The sequence below is a fragment of the Paenibacillus sp. G2S3 genome (assembly GCF_030123105.1).
Classification (GTDB): domain Bacteria; phylum Bacillota; class Bacilli; order Paenibacillales; family Paenibacillaceae; genus Paenibacillus_AQ.
This window is the reverse complement of record NZ_CP126095.1, coordinates 806,317-822,459: the sequence shown is the minus strand read 5'-3', so window position 1 is coordinate 822,459 and position 16,143 is coordinate 806,317. Positions and strand designations below refer to the sequence as shown.

Annotated in this window: 11 protein-coding genes and 1 pseudogene; 4 read left to right on the top strand and 8 right to left on the bottom strand. The window is 43.6% G+C overall.

Annotation, left to right across the window (positions count from 1 at the left end):
* Window positions 1–225: 225 nt before the first annotated feature.
* Together QNH28_RS03645 and QNH28_RS03640 are read right to left on the bottom strand one after the other, a co-directional pair.
* Window positions 226–1,392 carry a DUF4317 domain-containing protein gene (locus QNH28_RS03645; protein ID WP_076300262.1) on the bottom strand — a complete coding sequence of 389 codons (1,167 nt, stop codon included), beginning with the start codon at window positions 1,390–1,392 and terminating at the stop codon, window positions 226–228.
* 204 nt (window positions 1,393–1,596) lie between these two features.
* Window positions 1,597–3,129, bottom strand: a complete 1,533-nt coding sequence (locus QNH28_RS03640) for an MFS transporter (protein ID WP_283910208.1) — start codon at window positions 3,127–3,129, stop codon at window positions 1,597–1,599.
* Window positions 3,130–3,378: 249 nt separating this feature from the next.
* Between QNH28_RS03640 and QNH28_RS03635 the strand changes: the two genes are divergently transcribed.
* Window positions 3,379–3,831 carry an Lrp/AsnC family transcriptional regulator gene (locus QNH28_RS03635; RefSeq protein ID WP_283910207.1) on the top strand — a complete coding sequence of 151 codons (453 nt, stop codon included), beginning with the start codon at window positions 3,379–3,381 and terminating at the stop codon, window positions 3,829–3,831.
* 170 nt (window positions 3,832–4,001) lie between these two features.
* Here the strand turns inward: QNH28_RS03635 and QNH28_RS03630 are convergent, their stop codons facing one another.
* Window positions 4,002–5,126, bottom strand: a complete 1,125-nt coding sequence (locus QNH28_RS03630) for an NAD(P)/FAD-dependent oxidoreductase (protein WP_283910206.1) — start codon at window positions 5,124–5,126, stop codon at window positions 4,002–4,004.
* 169 nt (window positions 5,127–5,295) lie between these two features.
* Here QNH28_RS03630 and QNH28_RS03625 point away from each other — a divergent pair, with 169 nt between their 5' ends.
* Together QNH28_RS03625 and QNH28_RS03620 are read left to right on the top strand one after the other, a co-directional pair.
* The gene (locus tag QNH28_RS03625; RefSeq protein ID WP_283910205.1) at window positions 5,296–6,483 is read left to right on the top strand and encodes a YhgE/Pip domain-containing protein; all 1,188 of its coding nucleotides are present in this window, start codon (window positions 5,296–5,298) and stop codon (window positions 6,481–6,483) included.
* Between the two features lie 46 nt (window positions 6,484–6,529).
* Complete coding sequence (locus tag QNH28_RS03620; RefSeq protein WP_283910204.1) at window positions 6,530–7,069, top strand: PadR family transcriptional regulator; 540 nt, start codon at window positions 6,530–6,532, stop codon at window positions 7,067–7,069.
* Window positions 7,070–7,144: 75 nt separating this feature from the next.
* Here QNH28_RS03620 and QNH28_RS03615 read toward each other — a convergent pair whose 3' ends face one another.
* From QNH28_RS03615 to QNH28_RS03595, 5 genes are all read right to left on the bottom strand, one after another.
* Complete coding sequence (locus tag QNH28_RS03615) at window positions 7,145–8,005, bottom strand: hypothetical protein (RefSeq protein ID WP_283910203.1); 861 nt, start codon at window positions 8,003–8,005, stop codon at window positions 7,145–7,147.
* Complete coding sequence (locus tag QNH28_RS03610) at window positions 7,998–8,576, bottom strand: sigma-70 family RNA polymerase sigma factor (RefSeq protein ID WP_283910202.1); 579 nt, start codon at window positions 8,574–8,576, stop codon at window positions 7,998–8,000. Before QNH28_RS03610 ends, QNH28_RS03615 begins: the two co-directional genes overlap by 8 nt.
* Window positions 8,577–9,053: 477 nt before the next feature.
* Window positions 9,054–11,468, bottom strand: a complete 2,415-nt coding sequence (locus tag QNH28_RS03605) for a restriction endonuclease-like protein (RefSeq protein WP_283910201.1) — start codon at window positions 11,466–11,468, stop codon at window positions 9,054–9,056.
* The gene (locus QNH28_RS03600; protein ID WP_283910200.1) at window positions 11,440–13,629 is read right to left on the bottom strand and encodes an McrB family protein; all 2,190 of its coding nucleotides are present in this window, start codon (window positions 13,627–13,629) and stop codon (window positions 11,440–11,442) included. Before QNH28_RS03600 ends, QNH28_RS03605 begins: the two co-directional genes overlap by 29 nt.
* Before the next feature lie 46 nt (window positions 13,630–13,675).
* Complete coding sequence (locus tag QNH28_RS03595; protein ID WP_283910199.1) at window positions 13,676–14,362, bottom strand: nuclease-related domain-containing protein; 687 nt, start codon at window positions 14,360–14,362, stop codon at window positions 13,676–13,678.
* A gap of 430 nt (window positions 14,363–14,792) precedes the next feature.
* Here QNH28_RS03595 and QNH28_RS03590 point away from each other — a divergent pair.
* Window positions 14,793–16,033: pseudogene (locus QNH28_RS03590) on the top strand (IS110 family RNA-guided transposase).
* Window positions 16,034–16,143 lie beyond the last annotated feature (110 nt).

Here is a 16,143-nt window from a genome sequence, read left to right as displayed (position 1 = left end):
TTTTAATAGTTTGATAACAATTCTGTAAAATCAGTTTGATTCAAATGACGCGCAAACCTATTCAAAGGCTACAACGCTTGGAACTTCATTTCAAGCCAGCGATGAAGAAATTAATACTAGTGCAAAAGAATATATCAACTATATCTTTAAGTACCATATTTGATACAAAAAGGGCTATCCCAAGTCTTGATAAAAGACTTTAAGGATAGCCCGCTATTAAAAAATCTAAAGTGTTTCTGTAGTGAGTGTAAATCCTTCGATCACAGCATCTTCGTCAACCTCAATCAAAATGCAACGTCTACCTTGATAATTCACTTGCTTCACATATTTCAAATCCTGCGGACTGACCGAAATCGTAGCTACCTTTGTTTCGATCTTTATCGATTTTGTAGTGAATTTCGGCATCACACTACTTGCCTTCATTTCATAGTGCTTGTCGTCTACGATGGTTTCAAACGCACGTTCCACTTTTTCCATCGTCACGTCTTCAACCCCGCTTACCTTCAGCACACGTTCTACATCTCTATAGTCGAGCTTAGGAGGTTCTTCTTCATCTTGATTGGTTTCGATGACCTGATGGATTTCCTCGTACAACTGAGCAATGGTGGTCGCGTCAAGTTGTTCGCCCGCCACTTCCTTCACAATGTCTTCGAAAATAGCTCTCTCTTCCAGTGCCGTCACGGATCTTTCGGCGTTCAAGACCTGCTCGATGAAATGCGGATCTGGAAAGTTCGATTTTCCCGTACAATATAGAATGCGGTTCACATCGGAATAATTATCCGTCACGCTTGGGTAAAAGAAGCCCTGCTCCGGCGTACTTAACTTGACGATCGGATCTACAATGACATTGTACTTAAATTCCCTTTCCACATAATCAAATAAGAGAGCTTTCCGTTGCTTCTCCGTGGAATTCACGCTGCATAGAATAAACGGATGCGCGAACATTTCGTTTTTCTCACTTTCCTCGGCTTCATCGTTTCTATCTTTGGTCGGGCGGTAATACTGTCCGCGAACGAAAGTGATCACCGTATCCCGTTCATAATGAGTATCCGCCATCATTCTGTCCACCAACAGCAGCATCAGGTCCTGCCATTCATCTGGATCCCCTGTCACCAAAGCTTGGTGAAGCATCACCTGCGCTGGTTCCTCCGCTTCCGCCTGAAACTTCAACTCGAACAATTTCTGATCCAGTTCGCCGGTCAAGAGCTTTTTGAAATTGCCCATATACAGCTCCTGCTTCTCTCTATCCACCATTCCAAACGGCAGGCGCTCCCAATGATAGATCTCGTTGCTTTCCTTCATAATATACACGTTGAGAATATCGTAAATATTCATTAAATCGTGATCTAGCTTAAATTGCTTGCGTATATGCGCGACTTCTTTCTTTATCATGATTCGTTAGACAACTCCTAGGAAGATAAATTGGTCTTTTCAGTATAAAGGATAAAAAAAACCTTCGCTAGAAGGGGTTTTTATAGGTTACTTCTTTTCAGTACCGTTCCAAAGCAATAATGCAACGCACTTTACGTCATAATACTAGGCGGTTTAATCAGTTCAGACTCACGAATCGCCTGTGGGCGCGATAGTTTTGACCCTCTACTTATGCAACAATGCTCTCTTGGATCCAAAAATAATAAAACTGATCGCGGCCAAAACCCAGACACCAATACCGCCATAGAGCATCACCAAACCAAAGCCGTGTACAAGTGATGCATGGACGATAGCTCCGGATGCATCCAGTGAGGATAGTTCTGGAAAACCCTGATGGAGAGACGAAGTGTTTCCGGCAGCTGTTTTTTCGGCCAAAGATCGCAATTGTAATGCATCGACAGTCTCAGGGAGAGCCCTCTTCAAATAAGAAAAGATGCCTTCCTGTAAAATGAAGCCCATTACGGCGATGTTGATGGCTAGGCTGATTAATCTGGCACTCATGTCTATGCCGGAAGCCATGCCTGCACGGGTACTAGGTACCGAGCCGGTAGTCGTGTTGGTCACAGGCGTGTTGGTTAATCCCAGCCCAATACCAGCCAACAGAGAGCCGGGGAGCATAGTCAACCAGCTGGCGTGATCGCCGCCGCTGCCATACTTCATCAAAATGAAGCCCCAGCCGATAACGAATAGACCCAATGGGATAACTATGCGCGGTTGATAGCGGAGCGAAAATCGCTCTGCCAGAGGCGGAATTACCAGGGTGGGCAGTGCATAAGCCAGAACAGACAACCCGGCGATTACGATGCCGTAACCAAGCCCGCTCTGGAAATAAATCGGAAGATAGATCATGAATGGCCAAAAACTGAAATTCATCCCGATGGAGCCAAGGAGAGCACCAGAAAAATTACGTATCTTGAATACGGAAAAGTCGAACATTGGATGGGCACTGTGCTTCTCCGCAAATAGAAATACAATGAAACTTATCGCCACTGCAACAAGGGTGCTGATGGATGCTGTACTGGTAAAGCCAAGTTCCGACCCTTGTGTGATAAAATAGACCAGGCCAAAAACCGTCAACGAAAGCGTGACGATGCCGATAATGTCCAGCTTTTTCGCCTGTGGATCGCTGGACTCCTCCACGCCGCTGAAGACAAGGATCAAAGTAAAAATGGTCAGTGGGACATGGACCAGAAAAACCCAATGCCAGTTCAATACAGCCACTATCATACCGCCAATGATAGGTCCAAAACCGAGACCGATACCGAACACGATCCCCCATGTGCTAAAGGCTTTGCTGCGTTCTTCTCCTTCCTGAAACCGATGTGAAAGAATGGCTATCTGGCAAATCTGCATCGCGCCAGCACCCACGCCTTGAAGAAACCGGCTGACGATCAGAACCGATGTGCTTTGCGCCAAGCCACAAATCAAAGATGTAATACCGAACAAGATGAGGCTGATAATAAAAATACGCCTCCTTCCATACCGATCAGCCAGCGTTCCAACAGCCATCAGAACTGTCGCACAGGCAATGGTGTAGGCGTTCATAATCCATTGCATATCCTTGAGGTTGCCGTGCAATACCTTTTCCAGGGTAGGGAGTATCACAGGCACACTGGAAATTTCGAGGCCAAACATCAATGCGGACAAACATATAGCAGCTAATGTGATTATATTATTGCGGGAGTGGGAGAGCCTCATTGGGAGTTTCCTCCAGACTCATCAATACGTGCCTGTAAATCTTCTGTACCTACCTTATTTAAATCAAACTTTCTCAATGGTAGCCATCCTCTCTAACTTTTCAAGTGTAGATCATCATTTTGGTGAGAGTCATATTATATAATGTAAATTATTCATTTTACATATTAAAATCAATCAATTATGATGATTTAACAAAGTAATTAAAGGAGTTTTAATGAATTACCTTAAATCTAAAGGAGGGCATCCAAAGTGGATCATGTAGACAAACAAATTCTCTTCTATCTTCAAAATCAAGCGAGGATTTCAATGACAGAACTGGGGAAATGCGTAGGTCTGTCCCAACCTGCTGTAACGGAACGAGTTAGAAGAATGGAAGAGAAAGGAATCATTGAGGAATATCGCACCATCATCTCCCCTGAAAAAATCGGAAAAAATGCGGCAGCCTATATGTTGTTTCGGACTAGAGACTGCCTGGCATTTCTTGATTTCGTCCATGCATCTCCCCAAGTTGCCGAGTGCCACCGTATAAGTGGAGAACACAGCTATTTATTAAAAGTAGTGACCGAATCTACACATGCTCTTGAAGAGTTTGGCAATCAATGTGATAAGTATGGAACCTATACGATCCTGATTGTTATGTCTTCACCGATCGATCATAGATTTCTCATTCATTCTCTCGAAGAGGCATCTAGAGTTGACTAATGCCAAACAGAAGGGCACCAAGTTTGCAGAGAAATAGCTTTTTTGAGAGCGTCTTACAATAAGCAGGAATATATGTTTAGTTAGAAAAAAATAAAAACGACATCTCTGTCGTTTTGAGGAATACGTATGGTGGCACTTAGCGGATCGAATCGCTGACCTTCCTTTTTTCACTACTCATTTATCGCATGCTCTAATGCATAATCTTCAAGCGGAATATCAACCTGTTGATCCATGGCTAGCTTGGATAGCTGCTCACCAAGAAAGGGTCCCATCGTTAATCCCGATGAACCTAGTCCATTAGCAACAATTAGTTTATTCCATCCTTGAACCCTGCCCAACACGGGAAGAAAATCTGCTGTAAATGGACGGAAGCCTACTCTTATTTCATTTAGGCTGCAATCTGCAAGACCGGAAGCCGTTTGAAGACCTTTATTTAAAATTTCTTGCATTCCACCTGCGGTTACAGAGGTATCATAACCCACAACATCATTTTCGTGAGTAGCACCTACTACGATATTTTGATCCGCAAATGCAAGGATATATTGATCTGTAGGCGGCATTACCACAGGCCATTGCTCTGTACTCGCTTGTTCAGCAAGCTTCAAGTGCATAATTTGAGCCTTCTGATAACGCACCTGGAGCATGATCCCGAGCGGATGAAGCACCACATTGGACCAAGCCCCTGCGCACACAATCACCTCATCAGCTGTGAATGTCTGTTCTCCTACGCGAACCCCTTTAATTTCATGATCATCATGCTCAAGAATTGCATCTCCCTCAATCATTTGCGCACCGTTACGTTGTGCCGCCCTTAGCAAAGCATCACGTAATTCACGTCCATCCACTCTTGCTGCACCCGATACATGCAGCGCATGATAACCTTCCGATAATAAGGGAAACTTCTCTTGTGCTTCAAGATCCGTCAGCATCGTAAGCTCACCTATTTCAGGGGCGTCCTCTCTGCGAAGCTCCGCTCTTTCTTTCATCGCATGTAATTTTTTCAGATCATCATGAATACATATCGCTCCTACTTTTGCGTATCCAGTCTTCGCTTCTCCGGCCTCTTCCAACTCTTGAATAAGTGCCGGATAAAAGCTTGCTCCCGCTTTAGCAAGACGATACCATGCTTTGTTTCTGCGTTGAGACAACCATGGACAAATAATCCCTGCTGCTGCATCCGTTGCTTGTCCAACATCCTTACGATCTATAATGATGACCTCAGCACCTAACTTACTTAGCTGATAAGCTGCTGAAGCCCCTAATATCCCTGCACCAATTACAATAACCTTGTTCATGTCCGAAGTCCCTTCAGTTATTCATTTTTTTAATCATTCACTACTTACCCATTGTATCTTAAATTTGACATTTCTAATGAATTATCATACTATAAATCTCACTCAGTTAAAAGTACTTTAATTAGAGTACTAAAATAAAAGTGTTATTCAGAAGAAAGAAGGTATACAGTTGAAGTTTTCACAGTTTTTGAAGTCCAAAGGAGCCATTGGTTCTATTTTTATGGGTGTGTTCTATGCCATTGCGATGCTTGGTATTTTCTTACCAGGGTATACAGCACTTCCAGGGAACATGGATGATTTAAAAATTGCTATCGTCAATGATGATGCAGGTCAATATGGGGCTCAGATTTCGAGTCAATTTTCGGAGAGCTTACCATTCAAAACGATAAAAACCGATGTGTCGAATAAAAAGGCGATGGATGAATTAGAGCATAATAAGTTAGCTCTAGTTGTCCATATTCCAGAAGAATTTTCCGCCAACGTTCAAAGCGGTAAGGTATCCGCTAGTATTGATTTCACAGTCAACGAAGCTTCTGCCACCATGGTATCTTCAGCCATGTCTTCTGTTGTAGGAGAAATTAACAAACAATTAAGCGCGAACTTCTCAGAGCAAACCGCAAAAGGTGTGTTAATGAACTTTAACGTACCAGAAGAACAAGCAACCGCAATGGCTACACAAATTGAAAATAGTTATGTCGGGAATTATGTTGTCATCAATGATGTTCCGGACGGCATGCACAACAACATGCTACCTATGTTCTTAACTATGGCTGGTTATGTTGGGGCAATGATTGCATCCATGCAATTAGTTGCTTCTTTTAAAGCGAACCGCGGGAAAGCGAGCAAGACAAAACTGTTTATGTTCGTTCAATTAACAGCTTTATTAATCGCTGTATTATCAACAGTCGTTGCTTTAGCCATAGCATTCTCTATTGCAGATGTAGACCTATCCTTACTGTTACCAGTTGGTGCTCAGCAAATTCTAATGTATATGGCTGCATTTAACGTATGTGCGATTATGGTCTTCCTAGTTGGCGAAGGCGGTATGGTCTTAAATATTCCAATCCTGCTCATGCAAACCATCGCCAATGGTGCTACCATGCCTCGTGATATGATGTATACACCATATGATTGGTTCGGCCGCATCACACCGATGTATTATTCTGTACAAGCTTATTTGGCACAAATGTTTGGTTCCATCAGTCCAGCACCCTTCTTATGGGGATTAGCAGGCGTATTTGCCGGGGCTATGATGATTAACATTGTAATCGTCCGGTTTGTTCATAAACCTGTCCCTGTGACTAAAGAAGCTATACTGCCCGTTGAAGTTAAAAATACAGCTGAAATAACCGCCTAGGTTTGGTAAGATAGAGTTTAGCCAACAATTAGGAGTGGGTTCTGTGATGTCAATTCAAATTTATATCTTAAGTAAGTTAATGGATGAAAATAATTATCCTTATAAATTAAAAAAAGAACTATCCACCCCTATTCCTTTTGATAAATTGCTCAATCTATCTGAAAGCAAGCTATATTATCACTTTGAATCTCTTTCGAAACAGGGCTTAGTTGAACAGGTAGAGATTATCAAAGAAGAACATCGCCCAGACAAACAGGTGTTTTCCATTACTGATAAAGGGCGTAAAGAACTTCCGCTCAAAATTTATAAGGTAATAGAAAATGCAGAATCTATTTCAGAGATGATTGTCGCTCTTGTGAATCTTCGTTTTGTAGAGACTGATAAAGTGATCCCTATTATCGAGAAGAAAATTGAACAGTCACTGATAAGAAAAGATCAATTAAATCAAATTTACCATCAAATAGATGTAGTTAGCTCCACTCGTGAAGTCGTAGATTTCATGGAAAGCTACTACGTTTCTCAACTAGAGCAATCTATTCACTGGTGGAAAGATCTTTTAGAAAAACTGAAAACGAAAACGATATAAAGAAGACGCTCAGGGTAATCCCCTAGCGTCTTCTTTATGTGTATCTACGGGCATCTCTACCCTAAGTAGACCATCTTATTTTGAATCTACAACCGGAACAGAAGCTGGAGCTGCAACTACTCCTTCATTCTTCTGTAAATTCTCTTTCACTTCTTCAGTCCCTAAGGACTGCACAGGAGCACCGATGCTAAAACTACCGATGATCTTCCCAAGTGTAGCTTTGTCAAAGTCTTCTTGAGCATACAGTTCAACGGTAAAGCCATCTTTTTCCCAAATCACAATTCCATTTGCAAAATAAACTTTAGTCCCGTTAATTACTTCTGTCTTCACTTCTTCCGTAGTACTGATCCCATTGTCGCCGCCCTTGGAAATTAGGAAATTGACAGCTTTATCCCCGGAGTTATACTGCACTTCAACCATGCTGGTCCCCTGAAGAACAACATTCACAAACTCATAGTCTGCCATCCAGGTTGGTGCCGGGAAGTTCATTCCAAGCTCCGCACGTGCTTCATCCAGGCTCAACTTAGCTGCAACCGGCAATTCAATGGCAACATTCTCCCCGCCTTTCCCCTCTTCAGATGGAGTCATTGACTGTGCAGCCGAAGGGATTTCCTTATCGTATTGCGTGATTTCGAGATTTCCTACTTCAAACTTTGCCATGATCGATTGGAACATATCCTGTGCATAGGAGGTTGCAGAGAATGCTCCACCTAGACAAATTACTGCACTACCAATCACTATTGCATTTCTCCAGCTACTTTTTTTCATCGTTATCCCGTCCTTTTTCTCTGATTTGAGTTCAAGAGCTCCATGGTCCAGCTTGTATACTAAACGGTTATAAATTCTTTCCTTGGCGGCAGTGTTATCCTGTTCAACATTCTCAAGCAGCTCTATGGTTTTGCTGAATTTTGTGAGATCATCATTTTTCTTATTCATGGTTGAATCCTCCTGCTTTTAAGGAAATATGCAGTTTCTTCAGACTTCTATGCAATACGACACCAATATTGGACTCACTGACGCCCATGATCTGTGCGACTTCGGAATTTTTCAGCCCAGCCCCATATTTCATTGCAATGATATTACGTTCCTTCTCACGCAGCTTGGAGAGCGCCTTAAACAGTGCTTGATTATTATCCTCACGAATCGCCAGTTCCTCCGGAGACGGCTTGGGAAATATGAGCTCCAGCAAAGAATCTAGTGAGGTGTAGCTTCTTTTCTTCTGCCCCCGGAAGTAATCCGTCACAGCGTTCCTTACAATGGCAAACAGCCAAACCTCAAAATTCGATTTTTCTTCTGAAAAGCTGTAATACTTACACATCACCGTCTCAAACACCTGACTACAAATGTCCTCCGACACGTGGTGGTTATTAATACGATAACTAATATATTTGTAAACACGTTTGTAGTACGTATCGTACATCCGGGTAAATTCCTCGTTTGACATCATGGCACCACGTGATCTTTCGATATTCTTGTAACGGTCCGCAGTACCTTGGATAACTTCCATCTTCACCCTCCTTCCACCTCACCTTCATCGAAAAGCTAAACAAATTGCGCAATTTGTTGTGAAGAAACTTACATAAGTTAATACGTAGAAAAGCCCAAACCATTAACAAATGTTTTGATAATTGTGGGAGGGTGGGAAACAGGTGAAAGATCACAATCCGCGAAAGCATCGATACTTGAGTTGCGGGGTGGATATATGTGTGGGAGAGAAGGGGAGAATCTCAGCGCTATAATTCAATGATTTCATAACTATGTACTTCAAGACTTTCAGAATCTATACAAAACACTTGTACATCCAGTGCATCTATAAGCTTTTCCATGTGATCTCTTTCTATATAACTGTTATCATAACATGTTCATTCCAAGTACCGTCTATTAACAGGATGTTTTGTATTTGCCCAATTTAAAAATCCTGCCATTATCCAGCGGGATGCTTGATAAATGGCAGGACAATAACCTTACTTCATTTTCACTAACTTTAAATATTCCGAACTTCCACAACCTTTCCTAAATCCACAAACTGCTCATGATCCACCTTCACCTTCACTCTGCCCTTTCGGCGCTTCTCACGCCATTCACGAAGATCTTCCTCCGTTTCCAAGCGAAGCTCCGCGATTTCCAGCGCTCGGTCTAGGACATATTTGCTTGTGTAAAGGACTGTATTTATTCCCTGTCCCCCTAAAGCAATGTGAGGCTTTAAAGGTATCCATTCCTCGACAGTGAATCTAACATAATCTTTCTCTTCCTTATGAGGCTCAGGGACAATCTCCTTTATTTCCTTTCGTTTCACCACTTCCCAATCTACCACTTTACCCACCCAATGAATCCCTGTCTTTGCAGGATCGATGAATTTTCTTCTGGATTGGCACATCGCTACATATTCGATTTGGGTTATTATCTTCTGGCTTGCAAGGTTCTCCACAGGTACATGGTAAAAAGAATGCTGCCTGGCCACCTCCACTTGTTTGGGGCCACGAACAGAGCCGACAAGAACATTTTTACCCGCGAGTTGGTTGGCATAGTATTCTTTCGTACCGCGTGGACGAGTAGATCGTTCATAAGCCTTTTCCGGACTATCCTGAATAATCTCATCCAAGAATTGCTCCACCAGGCTTGTAGAATTCGGTAGGAATGGCAAAGCGCCAATATTCAATAGCTCGATGCTTTTGTAAAATTGGTGGGTCTTATACCGCTCCTCATCCGGATAGGGAAATAACACATAGGCACCGAACATACTTCGTTCGTATTCCCCCGAATCTTTCTCCTGATACACTATGGCGTCCCGATAGCGGTGCATCGTGTTGATGTCATCCTCTTCCGGTCCAGGTTGTCCATATTTCTGATGATAGGAAGTCCCCTCATAAGCAGGATTTAACCGGTACTTTGCATCGAAGACATACTTATACTCTTTGATTTTGCCAGCATCCTTCTTCTTCAGTGTCAGTACATTATCCGGACGCTGACTGAGCGTCGGGGTCCTATCCGAGCTAGGAATCGCATTATAATACAGGATGAACTGCTCTCCGTTAACTGGATTCTCGTACACCATCTTAGCGCTCTGCGAGCGGTCAAGTGTAACAAAAATACCGTTCCGATTCACCTTAATAATATCCTGCTTCACCAGTTTATACTTCTGCCCCAGGAGCTGATTCAGCTTTAAGAAGCACCAGTACTCATAGAGCCGAGCGACATCCTTCATGGATAAGCGAAACAGATCGCTTTGGATGGACAGGCCTTTAAGCAGCATTAGATAACAGCGATAGACTTCGCGGTATCCAGGGGCCATCTGCAGCACCAGCGTAACGGACATTTGCTTCAGTACTCCAGCCTCACGCAAGAAATCCATTTTGAGCACCCGCTCTAGCTGAGTGAGCATGGTGTCTATCCTTTTTATTAGTAATGGATCTGGGGTTCGGTTTTTAATCTTCCAGCGACTCTTGAGCTCTTTCAGCTTTCCATGAATGCGTTCCAGCATCCAGCGGATGAACCGGTTCTCATTAGTATCATAGGCGAGGCGTCTTCGTGTCTCCATTAAATGTGTGGCTGTGTAATTTCGGCTGCCGATGCTCAAGAATCCATGGTTCATGTCTTCTCTTAATCGTTCAGGATGCTTCGCGAGCTCGCGGATGTTCTCTCTTCCGGCCTTTTTGACCCGATTGGCGTCCACTAGTCGGCGGTCCTGAAGCAGAGCGTAATTAGGATTTTTGTTAATCCGCTCAACAGCATCCAAGAGCTGTCTAAAGACATGCTGTAGTATTGTGAAGAACTCAGTTAAGCTCTGATGCTGCGTTTCCCGCAAGCCTGTTAGTTGGTAGGTTTTGCGCAAAAAATCAAAGGCCAAATTATAAATCTGCTCATTCACTTCATTTAAAATATTCTGGTAATCCAGCTTGTAATCCATTTTAGAGGGGAAGATCTCCATCTCTACCCGCAGTAAAGCCTGTCCCGAACTGCGGATCTCCCATTCCGTCAAACCGACCTCATTCCCAAAGTTCAGCACACCCGCAAGAATAGACTCACCTAGGGGCTTAATCGCTTGCCGAAGCAGCACATTTTCATGATAAAAAGATAGGTTAGCAGCGGTCTTCTTCTGAATCACCAGCTCATACGACTGTGTCTCATAAAAACAAGGAAAAGCAGACTCCCTCTGCTGCCAGTCCACCATCCCATGGGCATCAGGGGAAAAGACTTTAATCTGAACATTACCAAGCCGTTCGGAGCAAAAAATCCCTAGCTGCGCACTCACCCATTCCTGACCTGAAGAACGATGAAGCTGCAATGTCTCCACAGTAGGATGATAAGGCCGTCCTTGAAGAAAAAGCGTAAAGAGCTCCGTTTCTACACGGAGCAATTCTACCGTCTGATTAAGAGAGCCAGTAAGAGGTAAATCCATCTTCCTCTAACCTCCTAAGCATAAAAGCCAATTTTCGAGCACTTTGTGGATGTTTGGCCGTAGGTGGAGTTTGGCCAGCAGCCCATTTCAGGTAGAGTGGAGAAGCATCATCCATAAAAGCTTGGAAGTCTACTGTAACACCAGATCCGGTACCAAGAGCCCCTTTCATCAAGTTCAACAATACCCGGCGAACCGAAGAATGGCTCCCTTGAATACGCGGCAGTATCTTTTGCAGCAGTTGCCAGTCAAAAGCTTCTTCTTCACTCATCAGCTTGTACCGTTCGTTATAGATCATATAGAAGCAAATCGCATCCCGTACCCGAAAACCTACATGAGCGTGGATATCCTCAAGCAAGGCATTGATCTTAACCAATCTCTCTGTCGTCCGTACAACAAGCTCTTTGTTGGTATCATAGGCATCCACTAGCTGCAAATAATCAGAACGAAGAAATAAATGATTTAGTTTGCTGGCGTCAGAACTATCATTGTTCTCTACCTGCTCACCCAAATCCGGATACTGTTGCAGATTGATGTAATTGAATTCTAGTGTGTTGGCTCGGTCTAGTACCTTTTTGCTAAAAGGATGTGTCGTTTCGTCCATGTTCACAGTCCCGATTAAGAACACATTCTCCGGGATACCCAGGCTGCCAAACTTCACTTGATCCTCAGGTGCTTCCAGCATAGTAGAAGATATGAGATCCTGTGTTTGGATCCTCCCCTCCTGCCAGTCCTGTGTTTCCAGCACACTTAATAGGTCACTGAAATAATGCTCTACCCGCGCCAGATTCATCTCATCCATACAGATAAAATAAGGCTTATGCTGATTCTCCTGATTCCGCGCCTCTACTAATACTTCCGTGAGCGGACCCGGTTTGAACCTGCCCGAAAGATCTTTGTACCCCATCAGATCCGCAGGATCACTCCAATCTGGCCGCACTGGGATCAAGGTAAACTGACCGTTAATCCCCGTTGCACCAAGAGCTTCTGCAAACAGCTTCACCAACCGAGTCTTTCCTGTTCCCGATATACCTGCCAGAATGACAAAAGGCTTAGTCTTAAGCGAGAGGTAAAAGTTTTCAATAAGGTGCTCAGGGAAGAAGAAGCCTTTGCGGCGGATGTGGGATTGGATTTGGTGGAGCAATGTTGTAATACTAGAATCTGATGGTGGTAGAATAGGAATCACCTCATGCGGGCTCTCCGTATTGGAGGCGGCCTCATCTTGATCTAGAATGGTAAAATCAGGCCAAGTGACCTCTGGAGTTAGCGATTGAAGCACTTGAAGTCCTTGTCTTGAAAAGCGAAACAAATATCCTTGATTAACTCCGCCTCCAGAATGAAGCGGACCTTGGGTTAAGCTCACTTGCATAATTTGCTGATTAAACTGTTGTAGCATAATGGGCGGAATGAGTTCCACATACTCTGTTCGAACCAAACGGCCATCCTCTTGCCAGTTCGTATTGGCCATAGAGCCTGGCTTGGGTGCTTCCACCGCAGCATCTGTTACCTGGCTTACATAACGAATAGCTTTATTTGAATAATGGAGGATGATATCTCCTTGTTTAACATCCTTCATCGTCTCCCAATGATATAGCTTTCGGCCTTGCGAATTCAGTAGGGGCGCCCACAGAATCCCCTCCTCCTTCTCCGCTTGAATAGTCGTTCCCTGATTCACCCACCAAACATTAGGCTTCGACTTAAACGTTATAAACTCTAAACGGTATTCGAAAGGAACTCCTGTGGCAAAGAAATCTATGTATTCAGCTTGATCTTCAGGAACAACAACCTGAGGTCTCTTCGCATCATCTGCTTGTTGGTTCGTTCTCTTTTGCATAATGTAGGAATATGAATGCGAGAAGGTTTCAATTAACAAATTCTTCAACGTTTGATTTCCGTTATAACGGAGTTGAAGAGCTTCCCGACTAGCAGATACTTGATCAATTTTAAATAGTGTGGCTTCATAGTTCCGATCTTCATGGATCAGCTTAACTTTTCGCCCTTCACCTAAACTAGGCTGTTGACCTTGGTTAGCTTCCAAAAAATCTGGATGAAACTCAACTGGAATATGAGTGCCATCACGAAAAATGGAAAAGTCCACCTTTTTCCGACCAATTAGGTTAGTAATCTCTGTATCCTTCCACCAGCTTCGTAGTTGTTTGATCATTTATGTTAACTCCCTTAGTCCAATGATAGGTAACTTACAGGTACTTCTAGTTTTTTTGCTTTATTCTCTGTACGTGAAGCTTGCGAATCTCCGCATCGGTTATATTGGCCTGAAGCAAATGCTCATAAATCGTTTGTATTTGCGCCGGAGAGATAGAAGGTTCAGGAGTTCCTGTTTTTAAACTGATCAGCTTCCTAGAGATAAACTCACTTAGTTCCACATCATAGACAACCAGTTCGTCCGAGTGGATTTTCCGAAGATCCGGATCAATACTGAACCGACATCTCATCGTGAATGAAACCATAGAAATGAACTTCACTGCAGCTATACCTTGAATCAGACTTTCGATGGCCTTAATATGTCCATAGTTTTGCTTCAGCGGATTATACATCTTGTAACGATTGCTCACTGACCATTGTTGATCCGTTCGCCCACCTTTAATTTCTCCATTGTAGTTTTTCGTCTCAATGACAAATAAGCAATACGGGGAAATAACGATATGATAAATCTGGGTGTAACCTGTTCGAGACTTGGGATTAGGGAGCATTAGATCGCTTAATGATTTACACTCCTTAGGTAACTGGTCGAGTTGAATATTGATTTTATGCTCACCTAACTCTCCAATTCGTGTGGAAGCAACCTTCGGTTTCGACTTGGGAGTTTGTGTCTTGCGCACTGCCTGTGGTGGCTTAGTGTCGGATTTTCTAAAGAAGGACTTTAGCGCTCTAAACATAGCAAAACCTCGTCTGATATAGATTTACAATATGTATGGTTATTCGACAAAATGGGAAGGTTTACCTTTATTCAGATTATGAATGGAGGCCTGCTCGCTTTTTAAATGAACAGCATCAAAAAAAGCAAAAAATCCAAACATATATACAAAAAACTTTCATGAGCCATCGGCTCACATCCCAGAATGAAAATGTTATTCGCTCGTTGCCATCTATGTCTTAATCCAGCTATTTCTGTCTATTCTATGAATAGAGGGACAGAAGAAACACGAGGTCTTTAATGGTGGTATAACCCCGTACAAAAAACCGTCTACGGCTGGTCATGAGTACAACCCATTGTCGCCATCTTCGGATGAGCACGTGTAAAAAAATCCTTACTTTCTCAGCAGCCTACTCTGTCCCTCCATACTTTTCGTTTGGAGGGTTATTTCTATGGAAGCTATTTTAGAACACTGCTGTGGACTCGACGTCCACCGGGATACGGTCGTGGCCTGCCTCTTAACTGGTAATCTCCAAGATCGTCCCCACAAAGATATTCGCACCTTTTCAACCATGTCCAAGGGCTTACATGAACTTGCGGCCTGGCTTCAAACTGCTTCTTGCACTCACGTGGCTATGGAAAGCACGGGAGTTTATTGGAAACCTGTTTACCATGTACTCGAGGAATCTTGCGAGATCAGATTGGCCAACGCTCAGCGTATCAAGAATGTTCCTGGGCGCAAAACAGATATCTCCGACGCGGAATGGATCGCCAAACTCCTTCGCTCCGGTCTTATCGAGGGTAGCTTTGTTCCGCCTCAAGACATTCGCGAACTTCGTGAACTCACACGTCACCGGAAGAAGCTCGTTCATCATATGACCGCAGAAAAAAATCGTATCCAGAAGGTTCTTGAATCTGCTGGCATCAAACTCGCTTCCGTGATCTCCGACGTTTTCGGTGTGACGGGGCGTGCCTTGTTGCGTCAACTTATGGACAACGGCAGACTGGATCAGGAATCCGTTCGTTCCCTCGTCAAAGGACAAATCAAAAATAAAGTTCCCCAACTCATGGATGCACTGCAAGGCAAACTTTCCTCACACCATCGCTTTCTTCTCGCACAGTCTTGGCAACACCTTACTCATCTGGAACATTCCATTCAGGCGTTCGATGAAACGATAGACTCTCATTTAGTACCCTATCGTGTCGAGATCGATATTCTTCGAACTCTTCCAGGCGTGGATGTCACCGCCGCTTCCGCGATTTTAGCTGAGGTTGGTGCGGATATGCTTCAGTTTCATTCCCAGCGCCATCTGGCTTCTTGGGCCGGTTTATCCCCAGGCAACTACGAAAGTGCTGGAAAAAAAAGTCCTCACGCATCCTCCACGGCAATCCCCACCTAAAATCGATCCTTGCCGAGTCCGCGTGGGCCGCATCCCGAACGAAAAAAACATATTTAGCCTAAAAATACTGGAAGTTAGCTGCCCGCCGAGGAAAGAAAAAAGCGTTGATTGCAACAGCACACAAGATGCTCACCATGATTTATCACATGCTCCTTCGACAGCAGCCCTATGTAGAACTTGGCGTAGATTACTTAGATCATTTGAATCAACACGTCAGAGCATGGCGATTAGTCAAACAATTGGCATCTTTGGGCTACAATGTGCAGCTTGACTCGCCGCCGGTAGTCTCTTAATCCTTGTCGCCAGGCCTTTAAAATTTTTTTATCAATAAATCCCGGGCATCCTATTGCCTTTTTTCCTCCTTCTCTCCATACTCTGGTTCGTGTGCATCCTTACATTTACG